The following is an 18,044-nucleotide window of genomic DNA, read 5'->3' as shown; positions in this document are numbered from 1 at the left end:
AGCTGTACGCCCACGGCGAGGGATGCCGAACAGGAGGCTCGACAAGCTCGAGGTGAGCGCACTTGTCGAGCAGGCCGTTGAGCGCAATCCGCGTCTCGACGCGAGCCAATGAGGCACCCAGACAGAAATGGCTGCCACGGCCGAACGCGAGATGCCGGTCGATGCGGCGCCTGATATCGAACACCTCTGGTTGGGCGAACTCGCGGTCGTCGAGATTTGCGGCTCCCCAAAGAACCTGCACCCGAGCGTTTTTGGGGATCACTATGCCGTGCAGCTCCAAGTCGCGCATCATGCATCGCGCATGAGTCTCTGCTGGCGGACGCAAACGTAAGATCTCTTCGACCGTCTGCGGAATCAAATCGCGGTCCTCGGCAAGTTCTTGCATCGATTCGGGATGCTCGAGCAACAAACACCAGCCGTTTGCGATGGCATTGGCGGTGGTGTCGTTGCCGCCGGCAACCAGAAGAAAGCAGAAACCCAGCAGTTCAGTATCCGATAGATCACCGTCACGCTGCACCGCGGTGAGCGCAGACATCAGATCGTCCTCGGACTTCTCTCGGCGCAGGTTGAGCAGTTCGTCGAATCCGGCGTAAATCTGCGCTGCCACCGCCATCGTCGCTTCTTCTTCGCCGCGTTGACCCAGAATGAGCAACTGGTCGGTGAGATGACGGAAGCTCTCCAGGCGGTCCTCAGGAATGCCGATAAGCCTGCCGATCACAGTCGAGGCGAATGGACCGCTGAAGCCCGAGATGAGGTCACCGCCTCCTCCCGCGAGGTACTTGTCGAGCAAGTCCACCGCTAGCTGGCGAATTTTCTCCTCTAAAGCATTGACTCTGGCGGGTGTGAACGCCTTCGACACAAGACGCCGCAGCTCCCCATGGCGTGGATCATCGAGATGGTTGAGGATGGGCAACAGCGATGACGCGTCGCTCGTGACCGACGAGAAGGTTGCGGGATCGGTTGCAGCTGCGAAGACGTCATCGAACCGGCTCAGGAAATAAGTCTCGGTCGGCTCGTCATAGAACACCGGCTGATAGTCGCGGAGCTGGCGGAAAATCGCCGACCTCTCGGCATCAAAAGTGAGGACCGTGGGGGCAAAAGTCTTCAACATCAGGGCAAAGAGTATCGTAGCCAAGTATTTGTTCGCAAGCCTGTAGCCAAGTATTTGTTCTCTAACGGCTAGCCGCGCTGAGCAGTACAATTTGTGTCGAAAACGGGCAACGACGGATCGCAGGTAGGCAGGTTTGATGGCGCGCGACGGTAGTCGGAGAGAAGAGATTCTTCAGGCGGCGGCTTCATTGTTCGCCTCACATGGCTCTCGCGTATCGCTGGATGACATCGGCAAGAAGTGCGGCGTTCTCGGCGGAAGTCTCTACCATCACTTCGAATCAAAAGAAGCGATCATCATCGAATTGGTCAGGCGATACCAGGCCGACCTCGATCGTCTCGCCGAGCGCGCGCTCGAGGAGGCAGGCGGCCAAACGCCCCCCGCCATCTCCGACCAGATCGTCTCCCTGGGTACGCGTATCGCAGCGTGTGCTGTCGAACATCGAGCAGCGCTTCTTCTCACCGTGTACGAGCCGGCGTCGGGCGCCTCCGATGAACTTGTCAAGCTCGCAGGTCGAACGCCCATGGCGATCGACGCCGCGATGCTTGAGCTTCTCCGCACCGGGCGCGAGAGCGGGTACATCAGGTCCGGCATAGACCTCGGGCGTCTGGCTGAGCGTCTCTGCAGGAGCATGCTGCACGTGGGCGTCGGCGTACTGCACCCGGGGCCTGGCAATGACCGCGTTCCGGCAATGAAGGCTCGAATACTGCTCAACGGAGTTGCAGTGGATGCGAATGCTGCCCGCTTTTTGGACGGATCGCCCGCGCTGGCCGCTGCCGACGACACGATGGCGACGTGGATCGAGGAGCCATCGGCAGACGACAATGCGACCAGGCTCCGCAATATCGTGCGCTCCGAATTCGCCCGTCGCGGCTATGAGGGCACGACCCTTCGCGACATCGCCTCCGCCGCAGGTATTTCGACGTCGACGGTATACAAGTGGATCGGCTCAAAAGATCAACTTCTGCTCTCCGTCATGGGTGAGTTCAGCGAGCGCATGGCGACGGCTTGGGACAAAGTGCTCGGATCTCAGTCGAGACCTCTGGAAAAGCTCGACGCCCTATTGTGGCTCGACATCAACGCTCTCGAGCGCTTCAGCGACGAAGTGAAGATCATGCTGTCCTGGCTGCGTCAGACTCCGCCCACTGCAAAGAATCTCGGGCATCTGTATTCGGATCAATTGCGCCGCCTGAAGGCTTTGATTGCCGAAGGCGAGAAAGCCGGCGAGATCAACCTTGTGGGCGGCACGTCCAACATGCGTGCGCGATGCATTCTCGATTTGATCGCCATGCCAGAGACTATCGTTCGAAGTTCAGGAACTCGTGCTGCGCACGCGTTGGCGCGTGACACGGTGATTCAGGGTGCTGCGGATCCGGCGTGGAGCGGCTGACGGGCGCCACGGCTACTCGATTTTCGTTAGAGTAAACGGCATTTCGATAATCAGATGTTTATTGATCCCGCATGCGCCACTGGGACCCAGCGTCCTATCCCAGCCCTGGAACTGCAGTGAATCGGTCAGTGAAAAGAAGGTGAACCTCTGCTGGCCCGTCGCCGCGGTCCCATCGGGACAGGGCTCCCAGTTCGGTACGTAATGAGTGATGGTCCACATCCCGCTCTTGCAGATCGCGGGGCCTGTCCAGCCCTGGTCGCTGACGACGGTGCCCGTGCAGTACAGGTAGTCTCGGCAGTTGGTGTCTACCGTCCACGTCGCTATGACGCTGACTTCGTCGCGGTACGAATAGTAACTCTCGGCCCAATTGCCATCGGAGAACGCGGTGTAGCGCCCAATGAACGGCTGGGCGCAGTCGGCGGCTTGAGCCGGCGCTGCCGTCAACAGGCTGCTCAGCGTCAGCATCAGGGCCAGACCGATCGTTCGGACGATGGACGCCGTTGCGCGCCGCTTCACGGGCTGCTCCCCGGAATCATCATCTGCTGCCAGGTTTTTGGTGCGTCGGCGGAAAGATCGGCCTGTTGCAGCACCCGACCGTCGGGTGCGGCGTAGCGACCGGTCTTCGGATCATATTGGGCAATCGCGACTGCGGGTCCGTCCGGTGTGACCGCATTGGGAGCGGCCGGTACACCGCCAGGCGCCGTCGTGGGCGGAGGCGGTGGCTGCTCGAAGGGCGCGGGCACCCCAGGTTGCGTCCCCGGCGGAACCGTTGCTCCCGGCGGGAGCGGGGTTCCCTCGATGGGTGCGTGGATCCGCTCGTCGAGGTTGACACGGCCGTCCACGGGGACGCCCTGTGACACCAGGTTGGGATCGATCGGATAAGGACCCGTGACGTGTTGTCGCATCGCCAACGGTTGAAAGGGCTTGTCGCTGTAGCATTCCTCGACCGTGGGTGCGCGCTTACCGGGAACGCCCATGCACGGAAGGTTTCGGGCCCCGCGCACCAGAATCGGTGCGTCCTGTGGCAGCTTGCAGTAGAGGCCGTCGGGGGTGTCGACAATCGTCTCGTCGGCCGGACTGCGCCAAGACGACGGTGGAAGGAAGCCGACAGTGCATCCCGGCGGATCGGCGGCCGACACCCGGAACACCGCAATAGGCAATCCGGTGGCGTTATTGGAGGGGCTAATGGCCTGGGTGTAGCCCACGACCGGCGGCAGTATCACGAACAATGTCTCGAGTGATTTGTTGTAGGTCACTCCGATCTGTCCGACCGTGGTCAGATTCGCCAGCAGCACCGGCAGCGTCGGCTGAACCTGCTGAAGCAGCCTCGTGGCTTGATCGGCAGCACCGGGGGCCTCGCGGAGCAAAGTACGGATCTCGGTGTCGTTGTCCTTTATCTGCTCGGTGACGCCGGCCAGGCTATGTGTCCAAAGGCGCAGTGCGTCGGTGGTTTCTGCTTGAGATTCTATGAGCGGCTGACTGTCGTCGAAGAGGGTGCCGATGCGATCGGCGGCGCCGTTGAGACCGCTTGTCACCTTCGACGACGAATCGACCAGCGACGAGAAGTCGTAACCGGATCCGTTGAACGCTTTGAAGGATTCGTCGAGAAGGTCACTGATTCGCTGTTCGGGCACGCTGTCGACGAGCGCGCTGACTTTATCCAGCATCGGTCCGACCTGTGGCGGGAGTATGACGTCTGAGCTGGCGATGACCGATCCGTCCCTCAGAAAGGGCCCGGACGAGGTCCGCGGCCGGAGATCGACGTACAGTTCGCCAATCGCCGAAACACTGTGCACCTCGGCGACGAGGTCGGCCGGAACTTTAGGTGAACGCATCAGTGACAGTTCGGCTTCCACGCTAGGCCGCGGCCCCTTGCGCACGACTCGGATGTCGGTGACCCGCCCCATCTGCATGCCGCGGTAGGTCACATTGCTGAAACGGTAGAGGCCTCCTGTGGCCGGCAAATCCATCGTTACGGTGATGCGGCCAATGCCCAACAGGGTTGGGGCCTGCACATACTTGATTAGCAGAGCGACCATGCCGATCACCGACAGAATGGCGAAGATTGTCAATTGAATCCGGACGAAACGGGTCAGCATCAGCCACACTCGCTCGGTGTCGTCGCCGGGGGTGGGGTGAAGATCGGGGCTGGCACTCCAAGCGGCGCAACACCGCGTTGGTGCAAGGGTGGACTTCCCTCGGGTAGGTGTTCAAGCCACGGAGGTATCGGCCGGATTCCCTTGCCGTCAGGGAACTTTCGATAGAACTCGTCATAACCCGGATCCCCGGGGGCTGGGGTAAGCGCCGCATCACCTTGCCACAGCGGTGTACCCGGGCCGAGGTAGCGCTTGAGCGCGGGCACGGTGATGTCGACGGTGGCGAACAGGTTGATGAAGTCGCCGCGCAAGCCTCGGTCGATGAGATTCTGCCCCAACGGGAACAAGGGAGCGTAAGCCAACGCGGTGTCGATATCGGGGCCGACATCGGCCAGCGCGCAGATCGCCGGTGCCGCGTTCGCGAGGTTGGTCACCAGATCTTCCTGCGTTTCGTTGATCACACGAGTCGCGGTATCGCTGAACACCCCGAGCTTGTGTAGCGCAGCGGTGAGGTTGGGCCGCTCGGCCAGCAGAACCTCCAGCGCCGGCGGCAGGGTACGGAGCGCACGGGCGATGATGTCTTGGTTGTCGTTCAGTGTCCCGGCAAACCCGCCCAGCTCGGACATCGCTGCAATTATGTTGTCGCGCTGACCGTTCAGCGTTCCGATGAGGGTGTTGAGTCGAACTATCAGGTCACGGATCTGCGGTTCGCGCCCGGAAACGGCGGCATTGAAGTTGTGGATGATATCGCCGAGCTGTCCGAGTCCCCCAGAGTTGACCACCGCCGAAAGTGCGGCGAGGGTCTGTTCGGTCGAGGGGTAGGTCGACGATTTGTTGAGCCGGATAGTCGTGTCTGACGGGAGCCGACCCCGCGGCTGTTCGCCCAGCGGCGGGTTCAGCGCCACGTGCATGGAACCCAGCAGGCTGGTCTGCCCGATGTTAGCCACCACGTTGGCAGGCACCACGGTATCGGGCTTGACCGAGATCTCGACATTGGCGTGCCACCCGCGCAACGCGATCCTGCCGACACTGCCGACGATGACGTCGTTGATCATGACTGGTGAATTCGACTCAAGCGAACCGATATTCGCGAAATCGACGTAGAAAACCTGGGAGCCGGATCCACGCCCGACTGCACCGGGAAGCGGCAGCGAGTTCAGGCCTTGAAAACCGCAACCGCTCAGTGCCATCGCCAGACACATGACGACACTGATCGACGTGCACAGTCGGCGTCGCACACTCATGGAACCGGCCTTTCTGCAGGCAGATGACCGCCGGGGGGCGGTGGATCGCCTCCGGGGTCAGGAGTCGGTGCCGGCACCCCCGCCTCGGCCACACCGGTCGGCTCCCCCGTGTATGCAGAGACCGCCGGCGGCAGATCCGGTGTGTGCGGCTTTGGCCCCTCTCCTCCGGGCTTGAGACGGTCCTCGCTATAGATCAGGGACTGCCACGGCGGGCGTGCCATCAGGAACGGGTTGAAGGGAATCGGCAAGGTGTTCACAGTCGTCTGGTTCAGCGCCGGACCCAGGTACTGGGCACACAGCTTGCCGGTCTCCGGCGCGGTGACATTGGCGATGGCGCCCAGCATGGTGCAGACGAATCCATTAGTGTCGGAAAAGTTGTTCACGACGAACTGTCCTGCGGGCGCGCCTGTTCGCGGATCAAACATGTTGTAGGTGTTGACCAACGCGGTTGGCGCGACATGCAAAATCTGCTCGACAACCATCCGCTCTTCAGACAGTGTCTGTGTGACGTTGGCCAGTCGCTGGATCTGCTCTGAAGTCTTGTCGCCGGACTCGGTCACGAATCGCTTCACTTCGACAAGGGCCGTCGACAGATTGGTCAGCGCCGCATCCAGATCGGACCGACTGCCGTTGAGCACACTGCTCAAGGTGGCCATGTGGTCCTGGAATTGCACGATCTGCTGCTTGGAATCACGCAATGCGGTAACGAGCGTCTGCAGGCCCTCGATCGTCGTGACTATATCGCCGGTGCCATCCGACAGGATGGCACCCAAACCGGCCAGTTGACTCAACGTGTTCCTGAGCTTGTCCCCGTTTCCGTCGAGAGCGTTCGCCGTGCTGTCGATGAACCGCGAGACCGCCGGCGTCGACACATTCTTGTTCGGCCCGAGTTCTGCGGCTAAACGTGTCAGTTGCTCTTTGACCTGATCCCATTCGACGGGGACCGCCGTACGCTCGACGGGGATCACAGCGCCGTCGGCCATGGCCGGGCCGCTGGTCCGATACGCCGGTGTGAGCTGAATATAACGGGCCGCGACCAGGTTTGGTGCTACCAGGACAGCTTTCGCGTCCGCCGGGATAGGCACTTGGCGCTGCACTTCAAGAGTCAGCCTGGTCTGGGTCCCGTCAGGATCTATGGCGGTGATGGTCCCGACCTTCAAACCCGATACGCGGACGTCATCACCTGGATAGATCGACATGGCGGTTGGGAAGTAGGCGAATACCGTTGTGGGTCGCATCCACGTGCGGAATGCGAGGAACGCTGCAGCGCTACCGAGGACCAACACGAGTGTCAGTCCCAAGGCTATGGTCCGATGTCGACGTGCCAGCGCGACCATTACTCTCCTGGTCCCGGTATTCCGTTATACGGGAACGGTATTTCCGCGCGCGGCCCCGCGGTGTCCGGTGGTAGCCCGGCATTGACTCCCCTGCGGAACCCGAACGCGTAATCGAAGAAGGGCTGCAGCATGACCGGCATGTCGAGATTGGGCACTAGCGCGGTGTAAAAGGGTCCGCTGGCAACCACCTCACCTGACGTGCTCTCGAACTTGGCCAGTCCCGCCAGCGATTTGGAAATGTTGTCGCGGTTGTTTTCCAGCATGGCAGCGACCGAGTTGAGCCTGTCCAGGACTGGCCCCAGACGCTCCTCGTTGTCATGCACCAAACCAGACAGCTGTTGGGCGACCGCGGATGTGTTGGCCAACAGTGCGACGATCGCTTGTCGCCGAGCAGCCAACATCTCCACCAGGTCGTTGGCATTCAGGATCAGTGCGTTGACCTGCTGGCTACGTTGGCCGAGAATTCCCGCGACGTCACGGCCGTACCTCAACAGATCGCTAAGCGTTTCATCCCGCTTGTTGACCGCCTGGGAGACCCGGGTGAGCCCATCGAAAGCCGGGCCTAGCTGTGGTGCAATCTGATCGAGTGTCTGCGCGAGGGTCGTGAGAGATTCATTGAGCAGTGCGGTATCTGTTCCCTCGAGGTTCGTTGTGAGTTCGTCAACGGCTTCGGTCAGTGAATAGGGCGACGATGTCCGCGTCACGGGTATCACATCGTTTGGATGCATCCGGCCCTTGCCATCGGATTCGAGACTGAGGACCTTCTCGCCCAGCAGCGTTCCCGTCTTGATATGCGCGGTGGTGCGTGAACCGAGGCGAACGTTGCCCTCGATGAGAAAGGTGACAGCGACGTCGCCCTGCTCGAGCTTCATGGCGGTGACACTGCCGACCTTCATGCCGCCTATAGTCACGTCGTTGCCGGTCGTCAGTCCGCCCGCTTCGGCGAAGATCGCGGAATACCCGATCGACGACGCCCACGCGACGATGCGCTCTGGTTGCAGTCCCACCGCGATGACGAGCAGAATCAAGACCGCGCCTAGGAAGCCGGCCCGAATGAGCTTTCGTTGACGGTATTTCAGCATCAGGGCTCAGAGCACCTTCCGCCCTCTTGCCGAAATACGGGGAAGACGACCGTACGGCCCTGTAAGTCGGTGGCGCGCACCGTGAGTGCACACGCGTAGTAATTGATGAAGCTGCCATAGCTCCCGATGCGGGCTAGTTTGCGATAATCGTCGGGCAACCGGTTGAACATCGTTTCGAGACGGTCTTTCTTGTCGTCGAGTGCAGGCGCCAACCGGTTTAGTTGCTCGACAGTCTTCGCCAGCGGGGGCCGCGCCGACGCCAACAGGTCGGTCAACGAGGCGGTGCCGCTCTCCAGCGAGGTGATCGCCTCGGCGATGGGGTCGCGTTCTGCGGAGAGTTCACCGACCAGCCGATCGAGACGGTCGATCACCGACGACAAGTCGTCGCGGTCATCCGACAGTGTCTTAAGCAGACCCCGCAGGTTGCCGATCAACTCCTGGATCACCGCGCTGCGGTCGGCAAGGTTGTTCGTAAACGACGACACCTGGGAGAACAGCGATTCCAGGTTGGTGCCCTGTCCCTGGACGATTTCAATCAAAGATGCACTGAGCGCATTGACATCTTGTGGATTCAATCCGCGAATCACCGGCTTGAGACCGCCCAGCAGCAGATCGAGGTCCAACGCCGGCGCGGTCTGCTGAAGGGGAATCTGGGACCCAGCCGGAAGTATGGTGGTCGCTCTTGCCCCTTCAGTCAGTTCAAGGTAGCGGTCCCCTACCAGGTTCAGGTAGCGAACCAGCGCCCGCGTGCCGGTAGTGAGCGCCACACTGCGGTCTGCGGTGAAACTGACCAGAATGGTCTTGCCATCGCGCAATTCGACATCGGTGACCGTGCCCGCGACGACTCCTGCAATTCGCACACTGTCGCCGGCCTTGAGTCTCGACACGTCGGAGAACACTGCCGTGTAGGCGGTCGTGTCGCCCGGCCGGTACTGGCCGAAGACCGCGAATAGCATTGCGGTCAACAGTGTCATCACGGCGGCAAAGATGCCGAACATGATCAGTGGAGTTGCAGTGGGCCTCATCCTGGCTGGCCGATCTGACCGATGTTGCGCGGGGGCCCGTCGATGGCTCCGAAAAGCAGCCGCTTGAGGCCGTCGGAGTTCAGCACCACGCCGGGGTTGTCGTATTCGAACGGGTTAGCATTCGTGTCGGTGACCACATACGGTGGCGAAGTCTCAAAGGGTACGCGCGGAAGACCGGTGCACTGCGGTCCGCCAGTAGCCGCGACTTTGGGAAGGTTCGATGGATAGCGGTACCGTTCACCGCCCCACTCAAGACCGGCCATGATGTTGACCCCAGGAACATCCGCTGGCGGCATATTCGCCATCACCAACAGGCCGGCGACCCCGCAATAGAGGCTGGCGTTGTAGTGGCGCGCGAGATCGGTTGTCGGCACCAAAAGGCCGAGCACCTGAGCTAGTGGTGCGGAGTTCTGGTCCAACACCGCGTGTCCGAGCTCGGCAAGTCCGATCGCGCTCAACAATGCTGCATCGAGATCATCTCGCCGGTCGACGATCGTTTGGCCCACCGCGGTCGTGTTCGCGGCGATCTCGGCGATGTCGGGCGCCGCATCGGCGTAGGCACTCAAGAATTGCGGCGCCAGCTCGAGATCGTGAGTCAACGCCGGCAAATGCGGCTCGATCTTGGTCAGCAGCTCGTCGAGACCTGAAAGGGTTTCTCCGATCTTTTCTCCGCGGCCGTTGAATGCGGTCGCAATGGCGCCCAGAGTTTCGTTGAGCTTCTCGGGCTCGATCTTCGCCAGCACCGTGGTGAGCTGTTGGAAGACCGTATTGATCTCGACCGTGACATTCTGGGCAGTCAGGACCTGGCCGACATACATGGACTCCGGCGTCGGGTCATCCGGTGGAATCAGTTGCACATACTTGGCCCCGAACACTGTCGTCGCCGATATTTCAGCACGCACGTTCGCCGGAATGACCTGCAATTGAGCGGGATCGATCGACAGGTGGATGGCTGCGGTTCCATCCGGCCTCTCCTCGATCCGGTCGACCTTGCCCACGGGGGTGCCGAGCAGCTGCACTTTGGCGTCGGGATTCATCACTAGTCCCGCCCGCTCGGTCAGCAAGATCACGTCGGCATGGCCGCCGAAACCTCCGCGGAACTGGACCGCGACAAGGCCGATGATGGCGACGACCGACGCGATGGTCACCGCACCCACGATCGGTGCGGTGACCGGCCGCCCGTTCCGCCAACCGTCACCTCCGACCGACCTTCGGCGAAGGAGTCGATCAAACATGCGCGTCGATCTCCTCTCCGTTGAATCGCGGTCGGTCGGATTTCGCTGTGCGGGCTACACAGCGGACTGTGCTGCTTCGTTGAGCTTGCGCCATTCAGCGCGAGGCATTCTCGTGACGTCGACATCGGTGGCCCTGGCACGCAGCGCTCCGACCGTGGCCTCATCTTTCGGAGTGAGCTTGAACGGATCCCAATCGAAGAACCGGCACGCGTTCTCCCAGGTGATCTTGTGGATGTCCTCGTCGGACACACCCGCTTCTTGGAACTCGGCCCACAACATCTCCGGCGACTCCGGCCACGTCGTATCCGTGTGGGGATAGTCGCACTCCCACGCAATGATGTCGGTGCCGATCCGGTCGCGGAGAAGAAGGCCCGACGGATCGGTGATGAAGCAGGCCAGGATGTGCTCGCGGAACACCTCCGACGGCCGCTTCCCGCCGAAGTCATTGGTGTGGTCCAACCAGGCCTGGTTTGCCACGTGCCGGTCGATCCGATCGAAATAGAAAGGAATCCAACCGATCCCGCCCTCGGAGAGGGCCACGCGCAGGTCGGGGAAGTCACGAAAGACCGGACCGAAGAGAAGGTCCTGTGCGACGAGCGCCGATATCTGGCAAGCCAGGATCATCATATTGTCGATCGGCGCTTCCGGAGCATGGTTGATCGCCGCGATTCCGGCGCCGATATGCAGCGACAGCACCATGTTCTCGTCACATAGCGCCTTATACATCGGATCCCAATAGCCCGAGATGAGGCTCTTGTAGCCCCACGCGTGCGGGGTCTCCATGAAGCTGATTGAGCGACAACCCTTCTTGCCCAGTCGATGTACCTCGGCGGCGGCGAGTTCGACATCCCACATCGGAACGACGCCGATCGGGATGAATCGGTCGGGGTAGGCAGCACACCATTCGTCGATCGCCCAGTCGTTATAGGCCTGCAACATGACCAGTCCGAGTTCCTTGTCCTCCGATTCGGCGAAAGTCCGAGCGTTGAAACCCGCCATCGTAGGAAAGTTCATGGACGCCAGAATGCCGTTGGCGTCCATGTCGCGGATCCGTGCGTGGACATCGAAGCAACCGGGGCGCAACTCGGCCATGACCGCCGGATCGAAACCCCATTCCTCTTTCGGCCATCCCACCGTCGCGGCCATTCCCAGAGGTGTCACCGTGCTCTGGCCCTGAAACTGCCAACCCTCGGTGCCATCATCCCTGCGGACCAGCTTCGGCGCCTGGTCCCGCCACTTCTCCGGAACGTGGTTGTCGAACATGTCCGGAGGTTCGACCATGTGGTCATCGATACTCACCATGATCATGTCTTCCATACGCATGTGTTCATCTCCTTCTCACAGTTGAAATCAGTAACAGCGCTTGGTCATTCGACTCACCACGACGCGACCACTGTGCGGACAGCGTCAGCGGAAGGCAGCCCGAGTGCTTCGCCGACTTCGTCGCGAGTGATTCGGCGCGAGATCATGCTCGCCAAATCCAGCCGGGCGGACTCGATCAACTCGACATCGCGCAGAAAGTCCCGCAGCGCACCGGTACCTCCGTCATGGCCGCCCGGTTCGATCATCGTGACCTCATCCACCTGGAAGCGATCGACGGCAGTCATCGCGCCTGCGCGCATTCGCCCAATCCCTCCCGGTGCTGTTCAACCACCGCGTGCGGTGGCGGTAACCGACAACCTAATACTTGTTTGGTGCGGCGACAAGGTTTCAAACAGATCTTTGTTTTTCAGCTAACCAGATCTTTGTTTTTCCACCCTCTTTTGCTACCGTCTCGACCTATGAGAGGTCCCGAACAGGGTTTGACCAGGCGATGACGAAGGCATGATCAGGATGATCGTCGACCGAGAAATCTGCATGGGCAGCGGGCAATGCACGATCTATGCGCCCAACACGTTCGACTTAGATCCTGAACTGAAGGCCTGGGTGGTGGATCCGAACGGTGATCCGCCGGAGACCGTTCGCAGCGCAGTTTCCGCGTGCCCAACCGGCGCCCTCAGTCTCGATTCAGACGATCGTCAGGAGCACCAGTGACCGATCTCGGCACACTCGATCGAGCGCGAATTCGCGAGCTATTCGATCTGCGTGGCCCCACTTACGCGCTACTCGGCGGGACCTACCACGACGACCCGTACCCGGTCTGGCATCGATTGCGAGAACAGGCTCCAGTACATCCGGGGGTGTTACACGAACTGACGGGTTTCGAAGGGCCGGCCATGTTCGTAGGGTTGCCGGAACCGGATCGCGAGCACTTCACAACGTTCAGCTACGACGCGTGCGAAGCGGTCTACCGCGCACCCGAGACCTTCGCCCAGTGGCCCGACCCGGTGGACCCCGCCGGTGGCGAACTCAGCCCGATCAACAGCATGCTCTTCATGAACGGGCCAGGTCACAAGCGCTACCGCGGACTGGTCCAGCCGTCATTCGTTCCCACCCAGGCGCAATGGTGGATTCGCAACTGGGTCGATGAGGCCGTCCACACCCTCATCGATGGATTCGTCGACGACGGCCACGCGGAGTTGAACGTGGACTTCTGCGCCGCGATTCCCGTCTTGACGATCACCGGCAGCTTCGGCATCCCCGTGGAGCGCGCGTTAGACGTCCGAGCGGCCATCCTCGCACCAATGGAGATCGTCCAGATACTTACGCCGATCGTCGAGTCTCGGCGTACCGACCCGCAGGACGACCTCATAAGCATTCTTGTGCATGCCGAGATGAAAGATGAAGACGGCACGGTGCACCGCCTCAGCGATGCCGAAATCTATTCATTCGCACTGCTTTTGCTGGCTGCCGGCTCGGGAACCACCTGGAAGCAGATGGGTATCGCACTTCACCTGCTGTTGCAGCGGCCAGAATTGCTCGCAGCGGTCCGCGACGACCGGGGAGTGCTTCGTCTGGTGATCAAGGAATCGCTGCGGTGGATGCCCACCGACCCGATGTTCTCCAGGTACACCACCAAAGATGTCGACTTCTATGGCGTTCATATGCCGAAGGGCTCTGTCGTCCACATCAATCTCGCTGCGGGCAACCGAGATCCCGCTCGGTGGGACCGCCCTGACGAATTCGACACTTACCGCGCTCAAAAGCCGACGCTTGCGTTCGGCAGCGGACCCCACGTGTGCCTCGGAATGCATGTCGCGTTCGCCGAACTCACCACAGCGATCGGCGCCCTGCTCGACCGGCTCCCGAATCTTCGTCTCGATCCGGCGGCCGACCCCCCCAAGATCATTGGGATGTACGAGCGCGCAGCCACTGAGATTCCCGTTCTGTTCGATCCTGCTGATCGGAGAAAGGCACGTGGCTGAGGACCGCACAGCCTGCCTGGCAACCGAACTCATCATCGGTGACCGCCGGATCGGATCGTCGCAAGGCGGACAGCTCGAGCATCTGAATCCGGCGACGGGGCAGGTGAACAAGGCGGTCGCCATAGCATCGCTGAGCGAGCTGGACGAAGCGGTGGCCACCGCGAGAACAGCTTTCGAAGAATGGCGACGTTGGACGCCCGACGCTCGCCGCGACGTCCTGATCAAACTCGCCGCATTGCTGGAGGCCAGCGGGGAAGAACTGGGCACCGTCATCGCGCTCGAGGGCGGCCAGCCGTTCAGCCCGATGGCCGGTTGGTTTCCCTCGCTCTGGTTTCGCTACTACGCCGGCTGGGCCGACAAACTGAGCGGCGAACGCATTAACGCCTACCCGATGCCGGGCCTGGACTTCACCGTGCCGGAACCAGTCGGCGTCGTCGGTTTGTTCGTTGCCTCGAACGGACCGCTGGGCTTCTGCGCGATGGGCGGCGCGCCCGCGCTTGCGGCTGGTTGCACCCTGGTCATCAAATCCCCTGAAATCGCGCCATTTTCGGCGTTGACATTCGGCCGCCTTTGCCTGGAAGCCGGTATCCCCCCTGGTGTGGTGAACGTCGTGAACGGCGGGCCCGAGATCGGACACGCCATCGCCTCGCACCCAGGCATCGATAAGATCAGCTTCACCGGCGGCGTTGCCACGGCTCGCAAGCTCCAAGCGGCATGCGCGCAGACCCTAAAGCCCATGGTGATGGAACTCGGCGGCAAATCGGCAAATATCGTCTTCTCCGACGCCGACCTCAGCAAAGTCATTCCTCAAGCCGCGCGCTGGACGTTCAACGCTGGTCAGGGCTGCACGATGCCGACTCGGCTACTCGTCGAACGCCCCATCTACGAACAGGTCATCGAAGGGGTCGCTGACCTCGTCAGCAAGGTGATCATCGGGCGCCCATTCGACCCTGGCGTCACAATGGGACCGGTGATCACCGAAGCATCGGCCAGCCGCATCATCAACATCGTCGCCGATGCGAAGGAGTCCGGCGCGGGCAGAGTCATCATGGGCGGCAATCGGATCGGCGGCGATTTGGCGTCCGGGTTCTTTGTGGAGCCCACGATCCTGATCGACGTCGACAACAGTTCGACGATTGCGCAGACCGAAATCTTCGGCCCCGTCCTGTGCATGATGCCGTTCGACGAGGAAGACCAGGCGGTAGCACTGGCCAACAACACTCAATTCGGACTGGCGGCCTACGCGCACACCAATGACATGGCACGCGCACGCCGTCTGGTCGATTCGCTGCACGCCGGCAGCGTGCAGATCAACAACACCGGCCCCGTATCGCTATCGCCGGCCGCACCGTTCGGCGGGATGAAACAAAGCGGATACGGACGGCAGGGCAGCCGCCTCGGTATCGAGGAATTCCTGTCTATCAAGAACGTCTACCTGAACTTCTGACAGATGAGGTCCTCGGCTCGAAGTGCCTTGCCACCAGACGTGCGTGCGAACATCAACGCCCAATCCGAAAAGAGAACCTTCGTGAACAAATCCGCCTGTCAGGTGAGCCGCCATCGACTGGGACAACGCCGGACCTAGCGGATGTCGGACTTCAAAGAGCCGAGAATTCGGCCGCTCCCCGCTGACGAGTGGGACGACAGGATCGCCCAGGCGCTGGTTTCAATGATGCCCGCGGAGCGGGCCAATCCGAAAGAATCCGGCAACCTGCTGGCGACTCTAGTGCGCCATCCAGACCTCGCCGCAGCGTATCTGCCGTTCAACGCCTATCTGATACGAAATTCCCGCCTTAGTCCACGAACTCGAGAAGTCGCGATACTGCGCGTTGCGCACCGCACCCAATGCCGCTATCTGTGGTCGCACCACGTGCCGATCGCACTTGAGGTCGGTCTGACCGTCACCGAAATGATCGAGATCCACGTAGAGCGATGCAGCGATGAGAAAGACGAGCTCGTGGTCCGCGCAGTCGACGATCTCGCGAGCTTTCACACGATCACGCAGTCGACATGGAGCCGACTCTGTCGGCATTTCAGTGACGAGGAGTTGATGGATCTCGTCGTGACGATCGGCGGGTACTTCGCCTTGGCCATGGTCGCTAAATCACTGCAGATCGAGGAAGACGAAACGTGATCCACCGTCAACAACGAAGCCGGAGAACACGATGAAGTGCCAAGGCGCAATCCTCCGCGGAGTCGGTATGGATTGGGAAGTGTGCGAGATCGAGCTCGACGAGCCCCGCGCCGGCGAAGTACTGGTCCGGATGATCAACGCGAGTGTATGCCACACCGATGACCATTTCGCCACAGGCGATTGCGTGCCATCGCCGGAGATGGCCGACATGATGCGCGCTGCAGGGCTGGAAACCCCTGAGATGTTCCCGCTCCTGGGTGGACACGAGGGCGCCGGCATCGTCGAGCAGGTCGGGCCCGAAGTCAGCGATTTCCGGCCGGGCGATCACGTCGGGATGTCGTTCATACCCGCGTGCGGCAGATGTCGGTGGTGCGCCAGTGGTCAGAGCTATATCTGTGATGTCGGGGCCCAACTGTTCAAGAAGGAGATGACCACCGACGGAACGGTGCGCCGCCATCTGGGCACCGAGGCCCTGATGGCCACGACACAGCTCGGCACGTTCGCAGAATACGTTGTGGTGTCGCAGAACTCGTTGATCAAGGTCGACGACGCCTACCCTTTCCACGCTGTCTCCCTGGTGTCCTGCGGCGTGACCACGGGATGGGGATCAGCGACGGTGTCGGCCGGTACTCGACCCGGCGACACGGTGGTCGTCGTGGGCTTAGGCGGCGTCGGGGTGGGCGCCTTACAGGGTGCGCGTAACGCTGGCGCCACGAACATCGTCGCCATCGATCCCGTCGAATTCAAACGTGATTCCGCCAAACGATTCGGAGCTACCCACACGGCCAGCTGGGCGCACGACGCGATCGAACTCGTCCGCGAGTTGACCCTGGGAGTCATGGCGGACCGCGTGGTGCTGTGCGCAGGCGTTGTCCATACCGATCTCATCCCCGTAGGCATGATGCTGACGCGCAAAGGTGGCACCTGTGTGTTGACCGGCATGACGCCGATAGCCGAGATGTCGGTGCCTCTGATCGCGGTGGACATGACCAACTCCGTCAAGCAACTCAAGGGCACCACGTACGGCGAAATGAACCCTCGGGTGAGCATGCCCCAGCTCTTGTCGATGTACAGGGCGGGCTCGCTCAACCTCGACGAGATGGTCACCCGCCGTTATGCGCTCGATGAGATCAACGAGGCGATCGCCGATATGAGAGCGGGTCGAAACATCCGCGGAATCATTGAATTTGCCGATGCATGAGCTTTCCCGATCGCTCGGTCAACATCATCGAAACAGACGCTAACCTCCCAGAAGACGGGAAACAGATCTCTGGTTTTTCTTGCTTTTGACGGTAAACAAGTATTAGGTTATCTAGCAAATACGGACCGGATCGGATCGGCCTGACCGCAGTTCTTACCCGGAGAGGAGCGGGCACGCGAGTGCTCTTCGTGAACGAGGTTCATCAGCTGACTGGCACCTCCGGTGCCGCATTCGAAGAGCTCCTTCGACGCCGGTGGGCTCCAGTGTTGGCGCGCGACGAAGACGTCCGATTGGTTTGGTGCGCCCGCTCGATGCCCGGCGCCGTGTGCCGGCCCGAGATCATCACCTGGACAGCCGTGGCCGATTGTGCTGCGCTACAACGCCTCGGCGAACGCATACGACACGGTGACCTACGGGAGGGGGCAGCAGCCCTCGGTGCCGCACGACGCGGCGTGACCCGACGGGTCGTTTCACAGCTGAACTTCAGCACTCTCGACGTTGACCTCACCTCGATTCCAGGGCATCCCGAGCCCCATCGGGAACAGGGCGATCTCTACGTTCACGACTTCGTGCTCCCACAGCCCGGCATGCAGCGCGAATTCGAGACGAAACTGGCTGAAGTGCACGCCTTCCTGCGTGAATACACCGAGCTCGGTACGCCGTTATGGGCCTGCTTCGAAACCATCACCGGCGGCGGCACATATCCTGAGAACGTCATGGTGACCCGGGTCGCCAACGCCGAGGCACTGACAAGAATGCTCACCCTGGAGATGCCACGCGAAGCAGTCGTGCCGGGCATGTGGATGGTCGACGGCCTGAAAGTTCGCGACACCTGGACGTCGCGCTTGATGCGGTCGGTGCCGTGGTCACCAATCGGATGAGGTTGT

General features: G+C 61.3%; 17 protein-coding genes. 7 read left to right on the top strand and 10 right to left on the bottom strand.

Going from position 1 to position 18,044, the window contains the following annotated elements; genetic code table 11:
• Nucleotides 1–1,135 (bottom strand): cytochrome P450 (locus tag VFH65_RS23200; RefSeq protein WP_353324600.1); only part of this gene is annotated, 1,135 nt, incomplete at its 3' end.
• A gap of 112 nt (nucleotides 1,136–1,247) precedes the next feature.
• Between VFH65_RS23200 and VFH65_RS23195 the strand changes: the two genes are divergently transcribed.
• Nucleotides 1,248–2,498, top strand: a complete 1,251-nt coding sequence (locus VFH65_RS23195) for a TetR/AcrR family transcriptional regulator (RefSeq protein ID WP_353324598.1) — start codon at nucleotides 1,248–1,250, stop codon at nucleotides 2,496–2,498.
• Between the two features lie 12 nt (nucleotides 2,499–2,510).
• On the opposite strand, the gene VFH65_RS23190 is transcribed toward VFH65_RS23195, so the two are convergent.
• The 9 genes from VFH65_RS23190 to VFH65_RS23150 are packed head-to-tail and all read right to left on the bottom strand — an operon-like array spanning nucleotide 2,511 to nucleotide 12,124.
• The gene (locus VFH65_RS23190) at nucleotides 2,511–3,014 is read right to left on the bottom strand and encodes a hypothetical protein (RefSeq protein ID WP_353324596.1); all 504 of its coding nucleotides are present in this window, start codon (nucleotides 3,012–3,014) and stop codon (nucleotides 2,511–2,513) included.
• A complete protein-coding gene (locus VFH65_RS23185) occupies nucleotides 3,011–4,597 on the bottom strand; it encodes an MlaD family protein (protein WP_353324594.1) in 1,587 nt (528 codons plus the stop codon). Before VFH65_RS23185 ends, VFH65_RS23190 begins: the two co-directional genes overlap by 4 nt.
• A complete protein-coding gene (locus tag VFH65_RS23180) occupies nucleotides 4,597–5,838 on the bottom strand; it encodes an MCE family protein (protein ID WP_353324592.1) in 1,242 nt (413 codons plus the stop codon). The genes VFH65_RS23185 and VFH65_RS23180 overlap by 1 nt, the downstream gene beginning before the upstream one ends.
• Complete coding sequence (locus tag VFH65_RS23175; RefSeq protein WP_414688489.1) at nucleotides 5,835–7,166, bottom strand: MCE family protein; 1,332 nt, start codon at nucleotides 7,164–7,166, stop codon at nucleotides 5,835–5,837. The genes VFH65_RS23180 and VFH65_RS23175 overlap by 4 nt, the downstream gene beginning before the upstream one ends.
• 8 nt (nucleotides 7,167–7,174) lie before the next feature.
• Nucleotides 7,175–8,257, bottom strand: a complete 1,083-nt coding sequence (locus VFH65_RS23170; protein WP_353324589.1) for an MCE family protein — start codon at nucleotides 8,255–8,257, stop codon at nucleotides 7,175–7,177.
• On the bottom strand, nucleotides 8,257–9,282 hold the full coding sequence (locus tag VFH65_RS23165) for an MCE family protein (RefSeq protein ID WP_353324587.1): 1,026 nt from the start codon (nucleotides 9,280–9,282) through the stop codon (nucleotides 8,257–8,259). Before VFH65_RS23165 ends, VFH65_RS23170 begins: the two co-directional genes overlap by 1 nt.
• A complete protein-coding gene (locus VFH65_RS23160) occupies nucleotides 9,279–10,517 on the bottom strand; it encodes an MCE family protein (protein ID WP_353324586.1) in 1,239 nt (412 codons plus the stop codon). Before VFH65_RS23160 ends, VFH65_RS23165 begins: the two co-directional genes overlap by 4 nt.
• A gap of 54 nt (nucleotides 10,518–10,571) precedes the next feature.
• Nucleotides 10,572–11,840, bottom strand: a complete 1,269-nt coding sequence (locus VFH65_RS23155) for an amidohydrolase family protein (protein ID WP_353324584.1) — start codon at nucleotides 11,838–11,840, stop codon at nucleotides 10,572–10,574.
• Nucleotides 11,841–11,893: 53 nt separating this feature from the next.
• Nucleotides 11,894–12,124: a hypothetical protein gene (locus VFH65_RS23150; RefSeq protein ID WP_353324582.1), complete on the bottom strand. Its 231-nt coding sequence runs from the start codon at nucleotides 12,122–12,124 to the stop codon at nucleotides 11,894–11,896.
• A 226-nt stretch (nucleotides 12,125–12,350) separates the two neighbouring features.
• On the opposite strand from VFH65_RS23150, the gene VFH65_RS23145 reads away from it, so the two are divergent.
• The 6 genes from VFH65_RS23145 (at nucleotide 12,351) to VFH65_RS23120 (ending at nucleotide 18,038) form a co-directional block, all read left to right on the top strand.
• On the top strand, nucleotides 12,351–12,551 hold the full coding sequence (locus VFH65_RS23145; protein WP_353324580.1) for a ferredoxin: 201 nt from the start codon (nucleotides 12,351–12,353) through the stop codon (nucleotides 12,549–12,551).
• Complete coding sequence (locus tag VFH65_RS23140) at nucleotides 12,548–13,822, top strand: cytochrome P450 (RefSeq protein WP_353324578.1); 1,275 nt, start codon at nucleotides 12,548–12,550, stop codon at nucleotides 13,820–13,822. Before VFH65_RS23145 ends, VFH65_RS23140 begins: the two co-directional genes overlap by 4 nt.
• Nucleotides 13,815–15,269 carry an aldehyde dehydrogenase family protein gene (locus VFH65_RS23135; RefSeq protein ID WP_353324576.1) on the top strand — a complete coding sequence of 485 codons (1,455 nt, stop codon included), beginning with the start codon at nucleotides 13,815–13,817 and terminating at the stop codon, nucleotides 15,267–15,269. The genes VFH65_RS23140 and VFH65_RS23135 overlap by 8 nt, the downstream gene beginning before the upstream one ends.
• A 141-nt stretch (nucleotides 15,270–15,410) precedes the next feature.
• Complete coding sequence (locus VFH65_RS23130) at nucleotides 15,411–15,956, top strand: carboxymuconolactone decarboxylase family protein (protein ID WP_353324575.1); 546 nt, start codon at nucleotides 15,411–15,413, stop codon at nucleotides 15,954–15,956.
• Between the two features lie 31 nt (nucleotides 15,957–15,987).
• Nucleotides 15,988–17,157 (top strand): NDMA-dependent alcohol dehydrogenase, encoded by a 1,170-nt coding sequence (locus VFH65_RS23125; protein ID WP_353324574.1) that lies wholly within the window; start codon nucleotides 15,988–15,990, stop codon nucleotides 17,155–17,157.
• Nucleotides 17,158–17,336: 179 nt separating this feature from the next.
• Nucleotides 17,337–18,038 (top strand): hypothetical protein, encoded by a 702-nt coding sequence (locus VFH65_RS23120; protein ID WP_353324572.1) that lies wholly within the window; start codon nucleotides 17,337–17,339, stop codon nucleotides 18,036–18,038.
• Nucleotides 18,039–18,044: the final 6 nt, after the last annotated feature.

This window comes from Mycobacterium sp. (genome assembly GCF_035697385.1).
In the GTDB taxonomy this organism is placed as follows: Bacteria; Actinomycetota; Actinomycetes; order Mycobacteriales; family Mycobacteriaceae; genus Mycobacterium.
The sequence above is the reverse complement of the archived record's forward strand: the minus strand, read 5'-3'. Positions and strand labels throughout refer to the sequence as shown.

What these genes read in the sequence shown, in the direction of transcription:
- VFH65_RS23155 (WP_353324584.1), bottom strand. Translation starts at nt 11,840, where the DNA reads ATGCGTATGGAAGACATGATCATGGTGAGTATCGATGACCACATGGTC.
- VFH65_RS23145 (WP_353324580.1), top strand. Translation starts at nt 12,351, where the DNA reads ATGATCGTCGACCGAGAAATCTGCATGGGCAGCGGGCAATGCACGATC.
- VFH65_RS23195 (WP_353324598.1), top strand. Translation starts at nt 1,248, where the DNA reads ATGGCGCGCGACGGTAGTCGGAGAGAAGAGATTCTTCAGGCGGCGGCT.
- VFH65_RS23125 (WP_353324574.1), top strand. Translation starts at nt 15,988, where the DNA reads ATGAAGTGCCAAGGCGCAATCCTCCGCGGAGTCGGTATGGATTGGGAA.
- VFH65_RS23150 (WP_353324582.1), bottom strand. Translation starts at nt 12,124, where the DNA reads ATGACTGCCGTCGATCGCTTCCAGGTGGATGAGGTCACGATGATCGAA.
- VFH65_RS23185 (WP_353324594.1), bottom strand. Translation starts at nt 4,597, where the DNA reads ATGCTGACCCGTTTCGTCCGGATTCAATTGACAATCTTCGCCATTCTG.
- VFH65_RS23180 (WP_353324592.1), bottom strand. Translation starts at nt 5,838, where the DNA reads ATGAGTGTGCGACGCCGACTGTGCACGTCGATCAGTGTCGTCATGTGT.
- VFH65_RS23170 (WP_353324589.1), bottom strand. Translation starts at nt 8,257, where the DNA reads ATGCTGAAATACCGTCAACGAAAGCTCATTCGGGCCGGCTTCCTAGGC.
- VFH65_RS23130 (WP_353324575.1), top strand. Translation starts at nt 15,411, where the DNA reads ATGTCGGACTTCAAAGAGCCGAGAATTCGGCCGCTCCCCGCTGACGAG.
- VFH65_RS23160 (WP_353324586.1), bottom strand. Translation starts at nt 10,517, where the DNA reads ATGTTTGATCGACTCCTTCGCCGAAGGTCGGTCGGAGGTGACGGTTGG.
- VFH65_RS23165 (WP_353324587.1), bottom strand. Translation starts at nt 9,282, where the DNA reads ATGAGGCCCACTGCAACTCCACTGATCATGTTCGGCATCTTTGCCGCC.